The sequence below is a fragment of the Microbacterium testaceum StLB037 genome, assembly GCF_008763945.1.
GTDB lineage: Bacteria > Actinomycetota > Actinomycetes > Actinomycetales > Microbacteriaceae > Microbacterium > Microbacterium testaceum_G.
The window spans coordinates 526,431-542,126 of record NZ_VTQH01000002.1 but is presented as its reverse complement, the minus strand read 5'-3'; the positions used below and the strand labels follow the sequence as shown (position 1 = coordinate 542,126).

The 15,696-nt window shown below is 70.3% G+C and carries 14 protein-coding genes and 1 tRNA gene; 13 read left to right on the top strand and 2 right to left on the bottom strand.

Annotation, left to right across the window (positions count from 1 at the left end; genetic code table 11):
* The first annotated feature begins 51 nt into the window (after nucleotides 1-51).
* From ilvC to F9B98_RS11260, 5 genes are all read left to right on the top strand, one after another.
* Entirely contained in the window at nucleotides 52-1,077 is a 1,026-nt protein-coding gene (gene ilvC, locus F9B98_RS11280; RefSeq protein ID WP_150957379.1) for a ketol-acid reductoisomerase, read from the top strand.
* A gap of 143 nt (nucleotides 1,078-1,220) precedes the next feature.
* Nucleotides 1,221-1,748, top strand: a complete 528-nt coding sequence (locus F9B98_RS11275) for a DNA polymerase III subunit gamma/tau (RefSeq protein ID WP_150957375.1) — start codon at nucleotides 1,221-1,223, stop codon at nucleotides 1,746-1,748.
* Entirely contained in the window at nucleotides 1,745-2,083 is a 339-nt protein-coding gene (locus F9B98_RS11270) for a bacitracin resistance protein (RefSeq protein WP_150957372.1), read from the top strand. The genes F9B98_RS11275 and F9B98_RS11270 overlap by 4 nt, the downstream gene beginning before the upstream one ends.
* Nucleotides 2,084-2,403: 320 nt before the next feature.
* A complete protein-coding gene (serA, locus tag F9B98_RS11265; RefSeq protein ID WP_150957369.1) occupies nucleotides 2,404-4,008 on the top strand; it encodes a phosphoglycerate dehydrogenase in 1,605 nt (534 codons plus the stop codon).
* Nucleotides 4,009-4,202: 194 nt separating this feature from the next.
* Complete coding sequence (locus tag F9B98_RS11260; protein WP_150957366.1) at nucleotides 4,203-4,394, top strand: hypothetical protein; 192 nt, start codon at nucleotides 4,203-4,205, stop codon at nucleotides 4,392-4,394.
* A gap of 627 nt (nucleotides 4,395-5,021) precedes the next feature.
* On the opposite strand, the gene F9B98_RS11255 is transcribed toward F9B98_RS11260, so the two are convergent.
* Complete coding sequence (locus tag F9B98_RS11255; protein WP_150957363.1) at nucleotides 5,022-5,564, bottom strand: TetR/AcrR family transcriptional regulator; 543 nt, start codon at nucleotides 5,562-5,564, stop codon at nucleotides 5,022-5,024.
* Between the two features lie 79 nt (nucleotides 5,565-5,643).
* Here F9B98_RS11255 and F9B98_RS11250 point away from each other — a divergent pair, with 79 nt between their 5' ends.
* The 5 genes from F9B98_RS11250 (at nucleotide 5,644) to F9B98_RS11230 (ending at nucleotide 11,546) form a co-directional block, all read left to right on the top strand.
* Nucleotides 5,644-7,182, top strand: a complete 1,539-nt coding sequence (locus F9B98_RS11250) for an MFS transporter (RefSeq protein WP_150957360.1) — start codon at nucleotides 5,644-5,646, stop codon at nucleotides 7,180-7,182.
* A 24-nt stretch (nucleotides 7,183-7,206) separates the two neighbouring features.
* Nucleotides 7,207-8,256: a 3-isopropylmalate dehydrogenase gene (locus F9B98_RS11245; protein ID WP_150957357.1), complete on the top strand. Its 1,050-nt coding sequence runs from the start codon at nucleotides 7,207-7,209 to the stop codon at nucleotides 8,254-8,256.
* Between the two features lie 54 nt (nucleotides 8,257-8,310).
* A complete protein-coding gene (locus F9B98_RS11240) occupies nucleotides 8,311-9,417 on the top strand; it encodes a branched-chain amino acid aminotransferase (RefSeq protein WP_150957353.1) in 1,107 nt (368 codons plus the stop codon).
* Between the two features lie 97 nt (nucleotides 9,418-9,514).
* Nucleotides 9,515-10,282: a fumarylacetoacetate hydrolase family protein gene (locus F9B98_RS11235; protein WP_150957350.1), complete on the top strand. Its 768-nt coding sequence runs from the start codon at nucleotides 9,515-9,517 to the stop codon at nucleotides 10,280-10,282.
* Nucleotides 10,275-11,546, top strand: coding sequence for an MFS transporter (locus tag F9B98_RS11230; protein ID WP_150957347.1), 1,272 nt, complete (start codon nucleotides 10,275-10,277; stop codon nucleotides 11,544-11,546). Before F9B98_RS11235 ends, F9B98_RS11230 begins: the two co-directional genes overlap by 8 nt.
* Nucleotides 11,547-11,649: 103 nt before the next feature.
* Here F9B98_RS11230 and F9B98_RS11225 read toward each other — a convergent pair whose 3' ends face one another.
* Nucleotides 11,650-12,738, bottom strand: a complete 1,089-nt coding sequence (locus F9B98_RS11225; RefSeq protein WP_150957344.1) for an aminotransferase class V-fold PLP-dependent enzyme — start codon at nucleotides 12,736-12,738, stop codon at nucleotides 11,650-11,652.
* Nucleotides 12,739-12,818: 80 nt separating this feature from the next.
* On the opposite strand from F9B98_RS11225, the gene F9B98_RS11220 reads away from it, so the two are divergent.
* The 3 genes from F9B98_RS11220 to F9B98_RS11210 all read left to right on the top strand — a co-directional run bounded on the left by F9B98_RS11220 (nucleotide 12,819) and on the right by F9B98_RS11210 (nucleotide 15,635).
* The gene (locus F9B98_RS11220; RefSeq protein ID WP_150957340.1) at nucleotides 12,819-13,781 is read left to right on the top strand and encodes a LysR family transcriptional regulator; all 963 of its coding nucleotides are present in this window, start codon (nucleotides 12,819-12,821) and stop codon (nucleotides 13,779-13,781) included.
* A gap of 10 nt (nucleotides 13,782-13,791) precedes the next feature.
* Nucleotides 13,792-15,300, top strand: a complete 1,509-nt coding sequence (gene gltX, locus F9B98_RS11215; protein WP_150957337.1) for a glutamate--tRNA ligase — start codon at nucleotides 13,792-13,794, stop codon at nucleotides 15,298-15,300.
* 263 nt (nucleotides 15,301-15,563) lie between these two features.
* A tRNA-Gln gene (locus tag F9B98_RS11210) sits at nucleotides 15,564-15,635 on the top strand.
* Nucleotides 15,636-15,696 lie beyond the last annotated feature (61 nt).

The window sequence follows — 15,696 nt, the reverse complement described above, 5'->3', positions numbered from 1 at the left end:
CCATTCACCAGCGGCCCCTGAGCGGGCCACGATTCAAGGAGAAACATCCTCATGGCAGAGATCTTCTACGACGACGACGCCGACCTCTCGATCATCCAGGGCAAGAAGGTCGCGATCGTCGGCTACGGCTCGCAGGGTCACGCGCACGCGCAGAACCTCCGCGACTCCGGCGTCGAGGTCGTCATCGCGCTCAAGGACGGCTCGAAGTCGGCCGCCAAGGCGCAGGAAGACGGCTTCGAGGTCAAGAACGTCGCCGACGCCGCCGAGTGGGCCGACCTCATCATGATCCTCGCGCCCGACCAGCACCAGCGCTCGATCTTCGCCGAGTCGATCAAGGACAAGCTGACCGAGGGCAAGACGCTCGCCTTCGCGCACGGCTTCAACATCCGCTTCGGCTACATCGACGCCCCCGAGGGTGTCGACGTGATCCTCGTCGCGCCCAAGGCTCCCGGTCACACCGTGCGTCGCGAGTACGTCGCGGGCCGCGGCATCCCGGACATCATCGCCGTCGAGCGCGACGCCTCGGGTTCGGCCTGGGACACCGCGCTCTCGTACGCCAAAGCCATCGGCGGCACCCGCGCCGGCGTCATCAAGACGACCTTCACCGAAGAGACCGAGACCGACCTGTTCGGCGAGCAGGCCGTGCTCTGCGGTGGCATGAGCCACCTCGTCCAGGCCGGCTTCGAGACCCTCACCGAGGCGGGCTACCAGCCCCAGATCGCCTACTTCGAGGTGCTGCACGAGCTCAAGCTCATCGTCGACCTCATGTGGGAGGGCGGCATCGCCAAGCAGCGCTGGTCGATCTCCGACACCGCCGAGTACGGCGACTACGTCTCGGGCCCCCGCGTGATCTCGCCCGACGTCAAGGAGAGCATGAAGGCCGTCCTCGCCGACATCCAGTCGGGTGCGTTCGCCGAGCGCTTCATCGCCGACCAGGACAACGGGGCGCCCGAGTTCCTCGAGCTCCGCGAGAAGGAGCAGGGTCACCCCATCGAGGCGACCGGCAAGGAGCTCCGCGGCCTGTTCGCGTGGAAGCAGCAGGACTCCGACTACGTCGAGGGTTCGGCCGCGCGCTGAGTTCTCCTGGTCGAACGCCCCGGGACCTCGCGGTTCCGGGGCGTTCGCCGTTCCGGGCGGTGTGGATCGATTCCGGATGCTGTGGACCCCGGCGAACGGCGGGGCGCGGCCCGGTCGTGGGGGAGCGCCGCTACCGTGGAGCCGTGAGCACTCCGCGCGATGACGACGCCCTCTCCTGGGGCGGTGACGACGACCCCACGCTCGACGTCGGCGAGAAGCACGCGGCGACGCCCCCCGCCAGCGCCGAGCGCGAGGAGGAGGCCGCCCCGATCGAGCCCCTGCAGCCCGCCGCGACGCCGGTGACCCGGCATCCCGAGCCTTCCCCGTCCGAGTCGATCGCCGTCGACGAGAGCGAGGATCCGGATGCCGCCCACGCGGCGCCCCTCGGAAACGTCGGTCTCGTGGGGATCGGCATGGTCGCGGCGACCTTCCTGCTGTTCGCGATCGGGTGGCTGCTCGCGGGCCTGCGCCTGAACGGGCTGGGTCTTCCGATCCCGTCGGTGACGGTGATCGCGCTGACGATCGGTGCGGCGCTCGCTCCGCTCGTGTGGTTCGTCGCGGTGCTCGCGCTGACCCGCAGCTGGCGCACGTGGCAGCGGTTTCTGCTGCTGATCGTGGGGATCGTGCTGCTCGTCCCCTGGCCGTTCCTGTCGCTGGGAGCCTTCGCATGAGCACTCCCGCCCGCACCCGTCACCTGCCCACGTGGCTTCTCGTCACGATCTCGGGGCTGTTCGGTCTGTTCTACGCGTACGTCGTGTGGAGCTCGGTCGCCCTGCTCATCCAGCAGGTCAACGGCCCGCTCGGACTCAACGGCCTGGGCTGGTTCGTCTACATCCTGCCGATCGTGTTCCCCCTGCTGGCGTTCGGCGTCGCCTTCGCGATCGGGCAGCGTCGCCGAGCCGGCGAGCTCGCGATCTCCCTGCTCGCGGGGCTCACCTTGTCGGCCGCGTTCTGGCTCGCGATCGTGGGCTACGGCACCACCTCGTACGGCCTGTACGGCGGCTGAGGCGCCGGGTTCCCGGCATCCGGGATCTCTTCATCCGGGGTCTCGGTCCGCCCGAGCGGTGTCCCCTCACCGCGAGACGGCATCTCGCTGACATCGCGGTGTCAGGCTGACGCGGGTTCGTCAGGGGCGTGCAGTCTCGCGGTGCATGGGCGCCCGGCCGGTGCGCGCGGCCTGCGCCGTCGTCCGCCGTCACACGGTCGGGCGCGGCTCCGCGCCCGCGCTAGGCTGACAGACGGCCCGCACGGGTCGCGCGCCCGGTTCGCGCCGGTGATGTGCGACGGTGCGCGGCAGACCCCAGCACCGTTTCGAAGGACGCATCCGTGACGAAGCCCGTCGTGCTCATCGCCGAAGAACTCTCTCCCGCCACGATCGACGCGCTCGGCCCCGACTTCGACGTGCGCAACGTCGACGGGACCGACCGCCCCGCGCTGCTCTCGGCTCTCGCCGAGGCGCACGCGGTGCTCGTGCGCTCGGCCACCCAGATCGACGCCGAGGCCCTCGCCGCGGCCCCGTCCCTCAAGGTCGTCGCCCGCGCCGGTGTCGGCCTCGACAACGTCGACATCAAGTCGGCCACATCGGCCGGTGTCATGGTCGTGAACGCCCCGACGTCGAACATCATCTCGGCCGCCGAGCTCACCGTCGGCCACGTGCTGAGCCTGGCGCGCCGCATCCCCGCCGCCCACGCCTCGCTCGCGCAGGGACTGTGGAAGCGCAGCTCGTTCACGGGCACCGAGCTGTTCGAGAAGACGATCGGCATCATCGGCCTGGGCCGCATCGGCGCCCTCATCGCGGCTCGCCTGCAGGGCTTCGACATGCGCGTGATCGCGTACGACCCCTACGTCACCGCGGCCCGCGCCCAGCAGCTCGGCGTGCAGCTCGTCTCGCTCGACGAACTGCTCGAGCAGAGCGACTTCGTCACGATCCACATGCCGAAGACGCCCGAGACGACCGGCATGATCGGCGCCGAGCAGCTGCGCCGCATGAAGAAGACCGCCTACGTCATCAACGTCGCCCGCGGCGGCCTCATCGACGAAGAGGCGCTGTTCGAGGCGCTCACCACCGGCGAGATCGCTGGCGCGGGCCTCGACGTGTTCTCGACCGAGCCCCCGGCCGAGGGCGGTCCCGCTCGAAAGCTCCTCGACCTGCCGAACGTCGTCGTCACCCCGCACCTCGGTGCCAGCACCGAAGAGGCGCAGGAGAAGGCGGGCGTGTCGGTCGCGCGCAGCGTCAAGCTCGCCCTCGAAGGCGATCTCGTTCCGGATGCCGTGAACGTCGCCGGCGGCGCCATCGACCCCTTCGTGCGCCCCGGTATCGCGCTGGTCGAGATGCTCGGTCAGTTCTTCAGCGGTCTCGCCGACAGCGCCCTCACGAGCCTGGAGATCGAGGTGCGCGGCGAACTCGCGCAGTACGACGTCAGCGTGTACCGCCTTGCGGCGCTGAAGGGCTACTTCAGCCGCATCGTCAGCGAGAGCGTCTCGTACGTCAACGCCCCGCTCTTCGCCGAGCAGCGCGGCGTCGAGGCGCGCTTGGTCGTCGAGGCCGAGAGCCCGCTGTACCGCAACATCACGATCCTCCGCGGCACCCTCGCCGACGGCTCGACCCTCGAGGTCGCGGGTACCCTCGCCGGCACGCGCATGGTGCCCAAGGTCGTCTCGATCAACGGCTACGAGATCGAGGTGCCCATCGAGCAGCACCACGTCGTGATGCGCTACGCCGACCGCCCCGGCATCGTCGCGATCTACGGTCAGAAACTGGGCGAAGCGGGCATCAACATCGCGGGTCTTCAGGTGGCGGCTCCGGATGCCACGGGTCGGGCCCTCTCGGTGCTCACGGTCGACTCTCCCGTGCCCGACGAGATCCTGGGCGCCATGCGCGAGGCCGTCGGCGCCGACCTGTTCCGTCAGATCGACATCGTCGAGGGCTGAGCACGCGTCGCTCGGGGAGGGGGTCGCTGCGGCGGCCCCCTCTTCTGCTCTCCGGGCAGGCGTGTCAACGTTTCCGGGCGCGCGTTCCCGTTTCCGCGCGCGCGTCGCTGCTACGGGCACGTGCGTCGGATCTTCCCGGCGCGCGCGTCAGTGCTTCTGGGCGGGCGCACAATCACCCGGGTCACACTGCGCGAGTGGCTCTCGTCCTTCGCGTCGTCTCTGCCAGTCTTGGCATCCTGTTCCTCGTCGCGGGGGTGGCCGACGTCATGCGCCGCACCCCGTGGGGGTTTCTCGGCGTGATCGGCGGGATCCTCGTGCTGCTGGGGGTCGTCGTCGACCTGCGGCGCGATCGCCGGGAACGGCGGGCGGAGCGGGAGGGAGACTGAGGAGTTACATCAATCCGTCTACAGGGCGGGCCGTTTACACAACGGTCGGTCCTGTCCTCACCGCCCGGGGGGGGGGGGGGGGGGGGGGGGGGGGAGTTGCTCGGCCAGTGCCAACTGCGACTAGCGGGCAGCGGATTCGGCATTGCGGGCGGCATCGCAGGGCGCAACGGGCTTGCCGTACTCGGCGCGACCTATAACGGGGGAGCGGCAATGACCGGACCGTGCAGACACTTGTGGAATTCGACTTCTCGTTACAGACGGGGCTGACCGATGAACGGTTCGCTGGGGCTAAATGCGGTTGTGATAATCCTCGGGGCGGTCTTCGTCGTGGTTGGCGCAGTCACTCTTCCGACAGACGCTCTCACGGGGAGCATGGGAGGGATAGGCGGTGGTCTCATGGTCGTGGGAGGCGCGATCGCCTTGCTGAGGCGTCGAAGCTCACGGACCTAGAAGCCCGGCTCCTGTAGAAATATCCATAGCACCGGGCTCCGTCGTCCTTTGAGAGCGGTGGGGCGGCGGGACTCCGGCTTCATCCGTGGAACACAACGGGATAGCGACGACAATGCTGTGACCGGATCGATGGTTCGGGTGGTAATCCACCCGCCCGTGCTGCTCGAACGGTCGTCTTTAGGTCGTCGCGGCGACGACCCGGGCGATGAGGGCGTCGAGGTCGGCGCCTTCGAGGGGCGGACCGGGGATGGCGTTCAGATCGAGGACGGCGTTGAAATACAGCCCGTCGCTCACGAGCAGCACCACCTGCAGCGCCGTCTCATCGCGCGTGTGGGCGCGGAGGCTCTCTTCCCAGAGTTCACGGACGCGGCGCAGGGATGCCGAGGCGGCGTCGCTGCCGTTCTGCGCGAGGCGGGAGACGGCGAGGATCGTGACGTCGAGCGGGGAGCCGGTGTTCTGCGAGGAGCGCAGGTGGGCCGCGACGACCCCCTCTTCGGACCTCTCGATCTCTGCCACGTCTTCTTCGGCGAGCCGCTCGAGGCGTTCGACGAGGGCGGCCTCGAGGGCGCTCTTCGAGCCGAAGTGGTACAGCAGGCCGCCCTTCGACACGCCCGCGCCGCGAGCGGTGGCGTCTATCGTGGCGGCGCGTTCCCCCTCGTCGACGAGGATGCGGCTGAAGGCGTCGAGGACGGCTTCGCGGGCGAGAGGGGGGCGGCTCATGACTCCTCGATCGTACTGGCGGCTCAGGGCTCACCTCTGATACTATACCGGCTGGACGGTCTAGAAACGGAACTCGCTCATGCTCACCTCGTCGTTGCCCACCTCGGAGACCGCCGTGACGCGCGCCGGCTGGCGCGGATGGTTCGCGCTGGCGGTGCTCATGCTGCCGGTGCTGCTGGTCTCTGTCGACAACACGGTGCTCAGCTTCGCGTTGCCCGAAATCGCGTTGTCTCTGCAGCCGACGAGCATCGAGCAGCTGTGGATCATCGACGTCTACCCGCTCGTGCTCGCCGGGCTTCTCGTGACGATGGGGACGCTGGGCGACCGTTTCGGTCGCCGCCGCATGCTGCTCATCGGTGCGACCGGCTTCGCGGCGGTGTCCGCCCTGTCGGCGTTCGCCCCCACCGCGGCCCTGCTCATCACGGGCCGCGCGCTGATGGGCGTCTTCGGCGCCATGCTCATGCCCTCGACCCTGTCGCTGCTGCGAAGCATCTTCCGCGACCGCGACCAGCGTCGCATCGCGATCGCCGTGTGGGCCTCCGGGTTCTCGGCGGGTGCGGCCCTCGGCCCGATCGTCGGCGGATTCCTCCTCGAGCACTTCACGTGGGGGTCGGTCTTCCTCATGGCGGTGCCGGTCCTCGTGCCGCTGCTGGTCCTCGCCCCGTTCTTCGTGCCCGAGAGCCGTGACCCGAAGCCGGGCCGGTTCGACCCCCTCAGCGTCGTCCTCTCGCTCGCGACGATGGTGCCGATCGTCTACGCCATCAAGAAGCTCGCGGTCGACGGACCCGTGTCGCTGGCGCCGGTGCTGTTCGTCGTCGGCGTGGCCTTCGGGTGGCTCTTCGTCCGTCGCCAGCGCCGTCTCGCAACGCCCATGCTCGACATGAGCCTGTTCCGCCAGGGCACGTTCTCGGGTGCGATCCTCGTCAACCTGCTCAGCGTGGTCGGCCTCGTCGGCTTCCTCTACTTCGTCGCACAACATCTGCAACTGGTCGTGGGGCTGTCTCCGATGGTCGCGGGCTTCGCCCTGCTGCCGGGTCTCGTTCTCATGATCATCTCGGGGCTCGCGGTGGTGCCCGTGGCCAAGCGCTTCCCGGCCCGGATCGTCGTGCCTGTCGCCCTGTCGTTCTCGGTGGTGGCGTACGTCATGGTCGCCCTGTCCACGGCCGACCTCACGTTGCTCATCGTCGCCTTCGCCCTCCTGGGCATCGGCATCGGCGCGGCCGAGACGGTGTCGAACGAGCTGATCCTCTCCAGCGCCCCCTCGGCGAAGGCGGGGGCGGCCAGCGCGGTCTCCGAGACCGCGTACGAGGTGGGTGCCGTCCTCGGCACCGCCGTGCTGGGCGGCATTCTGGCGGCGTTCTACCGCGCGCAGCTCGTGCTCCCCGCCGGACTCCCGGATGCCGCGGGCCAGGCGGCCCGTGAGACCCTCGCCGGCGCGGTTGCCGTCGCCGACACCCTCGACGACGTCGCCCTGGCCGACGCGCTGCGCACGGCCGCAGCACACGCCTTCGATTCGGGCGTTGTGATCACCGCGCTCATCGGAGCGGGCCTGATCGTCGTGGCCGCGGTCATCGCTGCCGCTACCCTGGGAGGATCCCGCAGCGCGTCGCAGCAGTGACGTGCCCGAGCTCTGAGGAGAGCGATGTCGCGTGTCGTGAAGCTGGCCGTCATCCCCGGTGACGGCATCGGTCCCGAGGTCGTCGCCGAGGCCGTGAAGGTGCTCGACGCCGTCACCGCACGATCCGAGGTCTCGTTCGAGAAGACCCCGTTCTCTCTCGGAGCCGGACGCTTCCTCGACACGGGTGACACTCTCACCGACGACGACCTCGCCGCCATCGCCGCACACGACGCGATCCTGCTCGGTGCCGTGGGGGGAGTGCCCGGCGACCCCCGCCTCAAGGACGCGAACATCGAGCGCGGCCTCCTGTTGAAGCTCCGCTTCGAACTCGACCACTACGTCAACCTCCGTCCGTCGAAGCTCTACCCGGGTGCCGCAGGTCCCCTCGCCGACCCGGGCGACATCGACTTCGTCGTCGTGCGCGAGGGCACCGAGGGGCCGTACGTCGGCAACGGCGGATCCATCCGCCGCGGCACGCCCCACGAGGTCGCGAACGAGACCTCGGTCAACACCGCCTACGGCGTCGAGCGCGTCGTCCGCTACGCCTTCGCCCTCGCCGAGCGTCGCCGTCGGAAGCTCACGCTCGTGCACAAGACGAACGTGCTCGTGCACGCGGGCGGGATGTGGAAGCGGATCGTGGATGCCGTGGCATCCGAGTTCCCCGGGGTCGCCGTAGACTACCTGCACGTCGACGCAGCAACCATCTTCCTGGTCACGAACCCGAGCCGCTTCGACGTGATCGTCACCGACAACCTCTTCGGCGACATCCTGACCGACCTGGCCGGCGCCGTCACCGGTGGCATCGGCCTCGCCGCTTCGGGCAACATCAACCCCGACGGCGCGTTCCCCTCGATGTTCGAGCCCGTGCACGGTTCGGCGCCCGACATCGCGGGAAGCCAGAAGGCCGACCCCACGGCCGCGATCCTCTCCGTCGCCCTCCTGCTCGATCACCTCGGGCTGACCGACGAATCCGCCCGCGTCACCCGCGCGGTCGAAGACGACATCGCGAGCCGCGACGGGGTCCGCACCACCGCCCAGATCGGCGACGCCATCGCCGAACGCGTCCAGGCGTAACCTGGACCGATCGGCGAGCATCGCCCCCGGCACTCGAGAAGCTTTGGACAACGAATGACCACCATCGACACCGATCCCGACACCGGACTCGAGCCCCTCGAGTTCTCCGTCACGCGCAACCTCGCGGCCAAGAGCACGACCGACCGCGACGCGATCCTCGCCAACCCCGGCTTCGGGCAGAGCTTCACCGACCACATGGTCGACATCTGCTGGTCGATCCGCGGCGGGTGGCACCGCCCGCGGGTCTCGCCCTACGGCCCCATCTCCCTCGACCCGGCCGCCGCCGTGCTCCACTACGGCCAGGAGATCTTCGAGGGCATCAAGGCCTACCGCCACGCCGACGGCTCGGTGCACACCTTCCGCCCCGACCAGAACGGTCGCCGCCTACAGCGCTCGGCGCGTCGTCTCGCCCTTCCCGAGCTGCCGGTGCCGTACTTCCTGCAGTCGCTGAAGGAGCTGATCGCCGTCGACGGCGCCTGGGTGCCCTCGGGCGACGACCAGAGCCTGTACCTGCGCCCCTTCATGTTCGCGAAAGAGGCCTTCCTCGGCGTCCGTCCCGCGCACAAGGTCGCCTACTACCTGATCGCGAGCCCCGCCGGCGCCTACTTCAAGGGCGGCGTCAAGCCCGTCTCGATCTGGCTCAGCGAGGACTACTCGCGCGCCGGCAAGGGCGGCACCGGTGCGGCCAAGACCGGCGGCAACTACGCCGCGAGCCTGCTGCCGCAGTCCGAGGCGTACGAGAACGAGTGCGACCAGGTCGTCTTCCTCGACCAGGACCGCAACGTCGAGGAGCTCGGCGGCATGAACGTCGTGTTCGTCTACAAGGACGGCACGATCGTCACCCCGCAATCCGACTCGATCCTCGAGGGCATCACGCGCGACTCGCTGCTCCAGCTCGCCCGCGACCGCGGCCACCACGTCGTCGGCCGCAACGTCTCGCTCGACGAGTGGCGTGAGGGAGTGGCATCCGGAGACATCGTCGAGGTGTTCGCGTGCGGCACCGCCGCGGTGGTCACCCCGATCGGCGTTCTCAAGGGCCGCGACTTCATCGACGAGCAGCCCACCGGCACCCTCGCGCTCGAGCTGCGCGAGGAGCTCACGAACATCCAGTACGGCCGCGCCGAAGACACGCACGGCTGGCTCTACCGCCTCGACGCGTAAGCGTCGGTGCACACGGAGGGGTTCCCGGATGCCGGGGGCCCCTCCGTCCGCGTGTGCGGGCCCGGGCGATGTCGGGGGTCGCGGTTAGGCTGACTCCGTGAAGATCGCTCGTTTCAGCCACCAGGACGCCCTCCGCTACGGCATCGTCGACGACGACCACCTCGTCGTGCTCGAAGGCGACCCCATGTTCGCCGGGTTCGACACCACGGGGGAGCGCATCCCCCTCTCCGAGGTCGCGTTGCTCGCGCCGGTGATCCCGCGCTCGAAGGTCGTGTGCATCGGCAAGAACTACCGCGACCACGCGGCCGAGATGGGCGGCGAAGCCCCGGCCGAGCCGCTCATGTTCCTCAAGCCGAACACCTCGGTGATCGGGCCGAACGACCAGATCGTGCGCCCGACGAAACTCAGCTCGCGCACCGACTACGAGGGCGAACTCGCCGTCGTCATCGGTCGCATCGCCAAAAACGTCCCCGCCGAGCGCGCGGGCGAGTACATCTTCGGCTACACCGTGGCCAACGACGTCACGGCGCGCGACCTGCAGGCCGCCGACGGCCAGTGGTCGCGCGCGAAGGGGTTCGACACGTTCTGCCCGGTGGGCCCGGTCATCGAGACCGACCTCGACCTCGGAGCCGCATCCATCACGACGCGGGTGAACGGCGAGGTGCGTCAGCAGGGCCCGGTGTCCGACATGATTCACGACGTCCCGGCCCTTATCGCGTACGCCAGCGCCGTCTTCACGCTGCTTCCGGGCGACCTGATCCTGACCGGAACGCCGGCGGGCATCGGGTCGTTCGACGCCGGTGACGTCGTCGAGGTCGAGATCGACGGCATCGGAGTGCTGCGCAACACGGCGCGCGATGCCTGAGACCCGGGCGGCGGCGGGGGTCGCACTCACGGAGCGCGACCTCGTCTCGACGCAGCGCCGCACGGTCCGGGTGCTCGCCGCGGGCCAGGTCCTCACCGGGGTCGCGTTCGGCGCGACCCTCTCGCTCGGAGCCCTTCTCGCGGCCGACCTGTCGGGGCAGGAGGCCCTGTCGGGCTTCGCCACGGCGTCGGTCACGCTCGGGGCGGCCCTCACGGCGATTCCGCTCGCCCGCCTGGCCGGTCGCCGCGGCCGCCGTGTGGCCCTCACCACCGGAAACGTCGCGGCCCTCATCGGCATCACGGTCGTGATCGCCGCCGCCGCACTCCGCCTCTTCCCCCTGCTGCTCGTCGGAATCGCCCTGATCGGGGCGGGCAACGCCGCGACCCTGCAATCCCGCTTCGCCGCCACCGACCTCTCGAGCACCGCCCGCCGCGGACGCGACCTGGCCACGGTGGTCTGGGCGACGACCGTCGGCGGGGTCGTCGGTCCGCTCCTGCTCGCGCCCGGCGAACTCATCGGGGCGAGCATCGGGATGCCACGCCTCACCGGCGCCTACCTCTTCTCGTTCGCGGCCCAGGTCTGCGCGTTCGCGCTCTACGTGCTGGTTCTCCGACCTGACCCGCTGCTGCTCGCCCAACGCCTCGAGCGCGAGAAGTCGGCATCCGTCACCGCTCCCGCCCCTCAGGCCGACAGGCCGGGGCTCGCCCGCTTCGCGATGCTGGCCGTCGCCGCCTCGCACGTGACGATGGCTTCGGTCATGGCGATGACGCCGGTGCACCTCTCGCACATCGTCGCCCCCGATGCCGTGACTCTCGCGGTGGGCGTCACGATCGCCGCGCACGTGTTCGGGATGTACGGGCTCTCGCCGGTCTTCGGCGTCCTCGCCGACCGCTTCGGGCGCGTCGGGGTCATCGTCCTCGGGCAGGTCCTGCTCGCCGCTTCGCTCGCCGTGGCGGCGACCCTGCCCGACTCGCAGGCCGGTGTGCTCGTCGCCCTCGTGCTGCTGGGTCTGGGCTGGAGCGCGGCGACCGTCTCGGGCTCGGCGCTGCTGACCGAGGCGACGCCGCTGGCCCTGCGCCCCCGGCGCCAGGGCCGCAGCGACACGCTCATGACGGCGTGCGCCGCAGTGGGATCCGTGCTGGCCGGTCTCGTGCTCGGTGCCGTGGGCTACGACGGACTCGCGCTCTGGGCGCTCGTCCCCGTGGCCGTCGTGTGCGCGGGCGCGGTCATCGTGCGCGTGCGTCGGGCCGACACCCCGGCGTGAGTCGCCACGAAATGTCGCTTCCGCGCCGGTGGAGGCGACAAAAACTGGCGACTCGCGCGGGGGGAGCGGCGACGCGCGCGGGGGAGGGCAGCACCGCGACCCCTCAGATCGCGTACACCAGCCCGTCGAACGCCGAGAGGTCTTCGCCCCCGCGCACACCGAGAGCGTGCAGGGCGCGGTCGACGTCGAGCTCGTCGTTGAAGACGTGGAACGCCACCCGGGCGCGCCCCGCGCGTCCCGACGCCGTGATGCCGTGGGCCGTCAGCTGGGCGAGCGCCTCGCCCGTGGCATCCGGCCAGGTGACGATCGCCGAGGGCCGTTCGGGGTGCTCGAGACCGAGTCCCTCGCGGAAGCGCGCCGCCAGGGCCGTCACGTGGGCGTAGGTCGCGGTGATGTCGGCGTCGGCGAAGAGCGCGAGCGCCGGAGCCGCCCCCACGAACGCCTGCCACGCGGGGGAGACGTCGAAGCGGCGGGCGTCCGGCGCCAAGGTCCCGCCCGTGCCGTAGCAGGACGACCAGGGGTCGTCGCCCGAGTACCAGCCGGCCTGCACGGGGCGGATCTCGCTCTGGAACGCGGGCGTGAGCGTGAGGAACGACACCCCGCGCGGGCAGCAGAGCCACTTGTACGCGTGGCAGACGGTCGCATCGAACATCGTCGCGTCGACCGGGAGCCATCCGGCGGCCTGGGTGAGGTCGCAGAGCGTCCGGGCCCCGGCGCGAGCCGCCGCGGCGGCGATACCGGCGGCATCCGCCACCTCTCCGGTGGCCGACTGCACGAACGAGAAGGCCACGAGCCAGGTGTCGGGGGAGATCGCGTCGGCGAGCTCCGTCAGGGCAGCGGTGCGCACGCGCACGCCCCGACCGGTGTGGACGAACGGAGCCACCAGCGACGAGAAGTCGCCCTCCGCGCACAGCACCTCGGCGCCGTCGGGCACGGAGGCCGCGAGCAGCGACACCTGCACCGACGTCTGCGACCCGATCGCGACATCGCTCACCGGCGAGCTCACCAGGTGCGCGAACGAGACGCGGGCCGCCTCGACCGCCTGCGACGCGGCGACGACGTCGGGACGACCGGATGCCGCGGACTCGAGGTCGGCGCGGACCGCGGCCACCGTGGCGCGCGAGGGCAGGCCGAGGGTGCAGGCCGCGAGGTAGTCGCGGCCGCCGGCGAAGTGCGTGGCGAGGCTGCTCATGAACCCAGGATCGCCCGCCGCGTGCCATTGCACTAGAGCAGGTGTTGCATGAGAACCATCACCTCTGCTTATGTTTCAGCATGGCCGAGATCGACGACTCCCTCGACGCGAACGCCCTGCGTGTGGTCAAGGCGATCGCCGACACCGGCTCGATCACAGCCGCCGCCCGCAACCTCGGTTACAGCCAGCCGGCGGTGAGCCAGCAGCTGCGGCGCCTGGAGAAGCGGGCCGGGATGCCGATCGTCGAGCGCGTCGGACGCGGCGTGCGTCTCACCGAGGCGGGGTCGATCCTCGCCCGGCACGCGGCCGCCGTGACCACGGCCCTGGACGCTGCGGCCGGAGACCTCGCCGAGCTCCGGGGGCTCCGCGCCGGTCGCGTGCGGATCGCCGCCTTCCCCTCGGCCTCGTCGACGGTCGTCCCACGCGTGATCGCCGCCGTCACCGCGCGCCGCCCGGGCGTCTCGATCAGCTTCGTCGAGGCCGAGCCACCCGAAGCCATCGCCGCCGTGCGCGAGAACCGCGCCGACATCGCCCTGACCTACAGCTACCCCGGTGATCGGCGCGAGCACCTGGAGTCCGCGGCATCCGGACTCTCCGCTCGACTCATCGGAGACGACGACACCGTGGTGGTCGTGCCCACAGATCACCCGGCGGCCGCTCACGATCCCATCGACCTCTCGCAGCTCGCGGGGGAGCGGTGGATCGCCGGGTGCCCGCAGTGCCGCGGTCACCTGCTCGAGGCGTGCGGACGGGCGGGCTTCACCCCTGACATCGCCTTCGAGACCGACAACTTCATCGCCGTCGAGAACCTCGTCGCCCAAGGGGTCGGCATGGCGATCCTGCCGCGCATGGCCGTGGCATCCCTCCCCCTGCTCTCGGGGATCGCGGCACCTCGGCTGCCGTCCGCCGAGGCGCGGACCCTGCACGTGGTCACCGCCCGCGGGGCCGAGCACGTGCCCGCCGTCGGTGCCGCTCTCGAGGTCATGGGCGAGGTGCTCGCCGACCACCTGCGGCCCTCCGGGAGTCGGGGCGCCCGCCGGTAGGATCGGGGGGATGTCTGCCACGCCCGATCCCCGCACCACGACCGCCACCGGCGCCGACGTTCGCGTCCGCTTCTGCCCCTCACCCACGGGGTTGCCGCACGTCGGTCTCATCCGCACCGTCCTGTTCAACTGGGCCTACGCCCGGCACAACGGCGGCAAGCTCGTCTTCCGTATCGAAGACACCGACGCCGCGCGCGACAGCGAGGAGAGCTACCAGCAGCTCCTCGAGGCGTTGCGGTGGATGAACATCGACTGGGACGAGGGCGTCGAGGTCGGCGGACCCCACGCTCCCTACCGCCAGTCGCAGCGCCACGAGATCTACCGCGAGGTGCTCGACAAGCTCATCGCCGCGGGGGCGGTGTACGAGAGCTACTCCACCGCCGAGGAGATCGACGCGCGCAACGAGGCCAACGGCCGCGCCAAGCAGCTCGGTTACGACAACTACGACCGCGACCTCACCGACGAGCAGAAGGCCGCCTTCCGCGCCGAGGGACGCGAGCCCGCGTGGCGCGTGCGCGTGCCCGACGAGGACCTCACCTTCGTCGACCTCATCCGCGGCGAGGTCACCTTCCCGGCAGGATCCTTCCCCGACTTCGTGATCGTGCGCGCCGGCGGCATTCCGCTCTACACGTTCGTCAACCCCGTCGACGACGCGCTCATGGGCATCACCCACGTCATCCGCGGCGAAGACCTCATGCCCTCGACCGCCCGCCAGCTCGCGCTGTACCGCGCGCTGCTCGACGCCGGCGTCACCGACTTCGTGCCGCGCTTCGGTCACATGCCGCTCGTGCTGGGCGAGACCGGCAATAAGAAGCTCTCCAAGCGCGACCCGCAGGCCGACCTGTTCCTGCAGCGCGAGAAGGGCTTCATCCACGAGGGCCTGCTCAACTACCTGTCGCTGCTCGGCTGGTCGCTCGCGAGCGACCGCGACGTGTTCTCACTCGACGAGATGATCGCGGCGTTCGACATCGCCGACGTGAACCCCAACCCCGCGCGCTTCGATCAGAAGAAGGCCGAGGCGATCAACGGGGACCACATCCGCATGCTGGATGCCGAGGACTTCGCGACCCGGATCGTCCCCTACCTCGCGGGCGCGGGGTACATCGCCGAGCAGCCGAGCGAGCATCACCGCGCGATCATCGCGCAGGCGGCGCCTCTCGTGCAGGAGCGCGTGCAGCTGCTCGGCGAGGTGCCCGGCATGCTCGGGTTCCTCTTCGTCACCGACGTCGACTACGCCGACGACGCTCTTAAGGGTCTTCCCGCGAATGCGAGCGAGGTGCTGACGGCATCCGTCCGCGCTCTCGAGGGCGTGAACGACTTCACCGCCGCCGCCGTCCAGGAGGCCCTGTCGACGGCCCTCGTGGGGGAGCTCGGCCTCAAGCCCCGCGTCGCCTACGGCCCGCCGCGCGTCGCGCTGACCGGCCGGCGCATCTCGCCGCCGCTGTTCGAGTCGATGGAGCTGCTCGGCAAGGCCGAGTCGATCCGGCGCCTCGAGGCGCTGGTGGCGCACCTGGGCTGAGACGCCCTCCGACGATCCCCGCGACTCTCGGGTCGCGGGGATCGCGCGTTCGCGGGAGCGATGGCGCGGGAGCTCGCAGATCGCGATGAAGATCGCAGAATCCGCCGCGGGATCTGCGAGCTCCGTGCGATTCTTCGACATCGGCGCCACGGCGGCCAGCCGCGCAGGACGCGCCCGGGACACGCGGAGCACGGCCCCGGTTTGGTGCTCGGCTCCGCGTCACGTAAGCTTGATCCTCGGCACGAGCTACGGCTCGAAGCCATTGGGGTATGGTGTAATTGGCAACACGGCGGTTTCTGGTTCCGTTGTTCTTGGTTCGAGTCCAGGTACCCCAGCTTCACGAAAAGGCCCGGTGATCGAAAGATCCCGGGCCTTTCGTGTGCGCCTCGACACGTC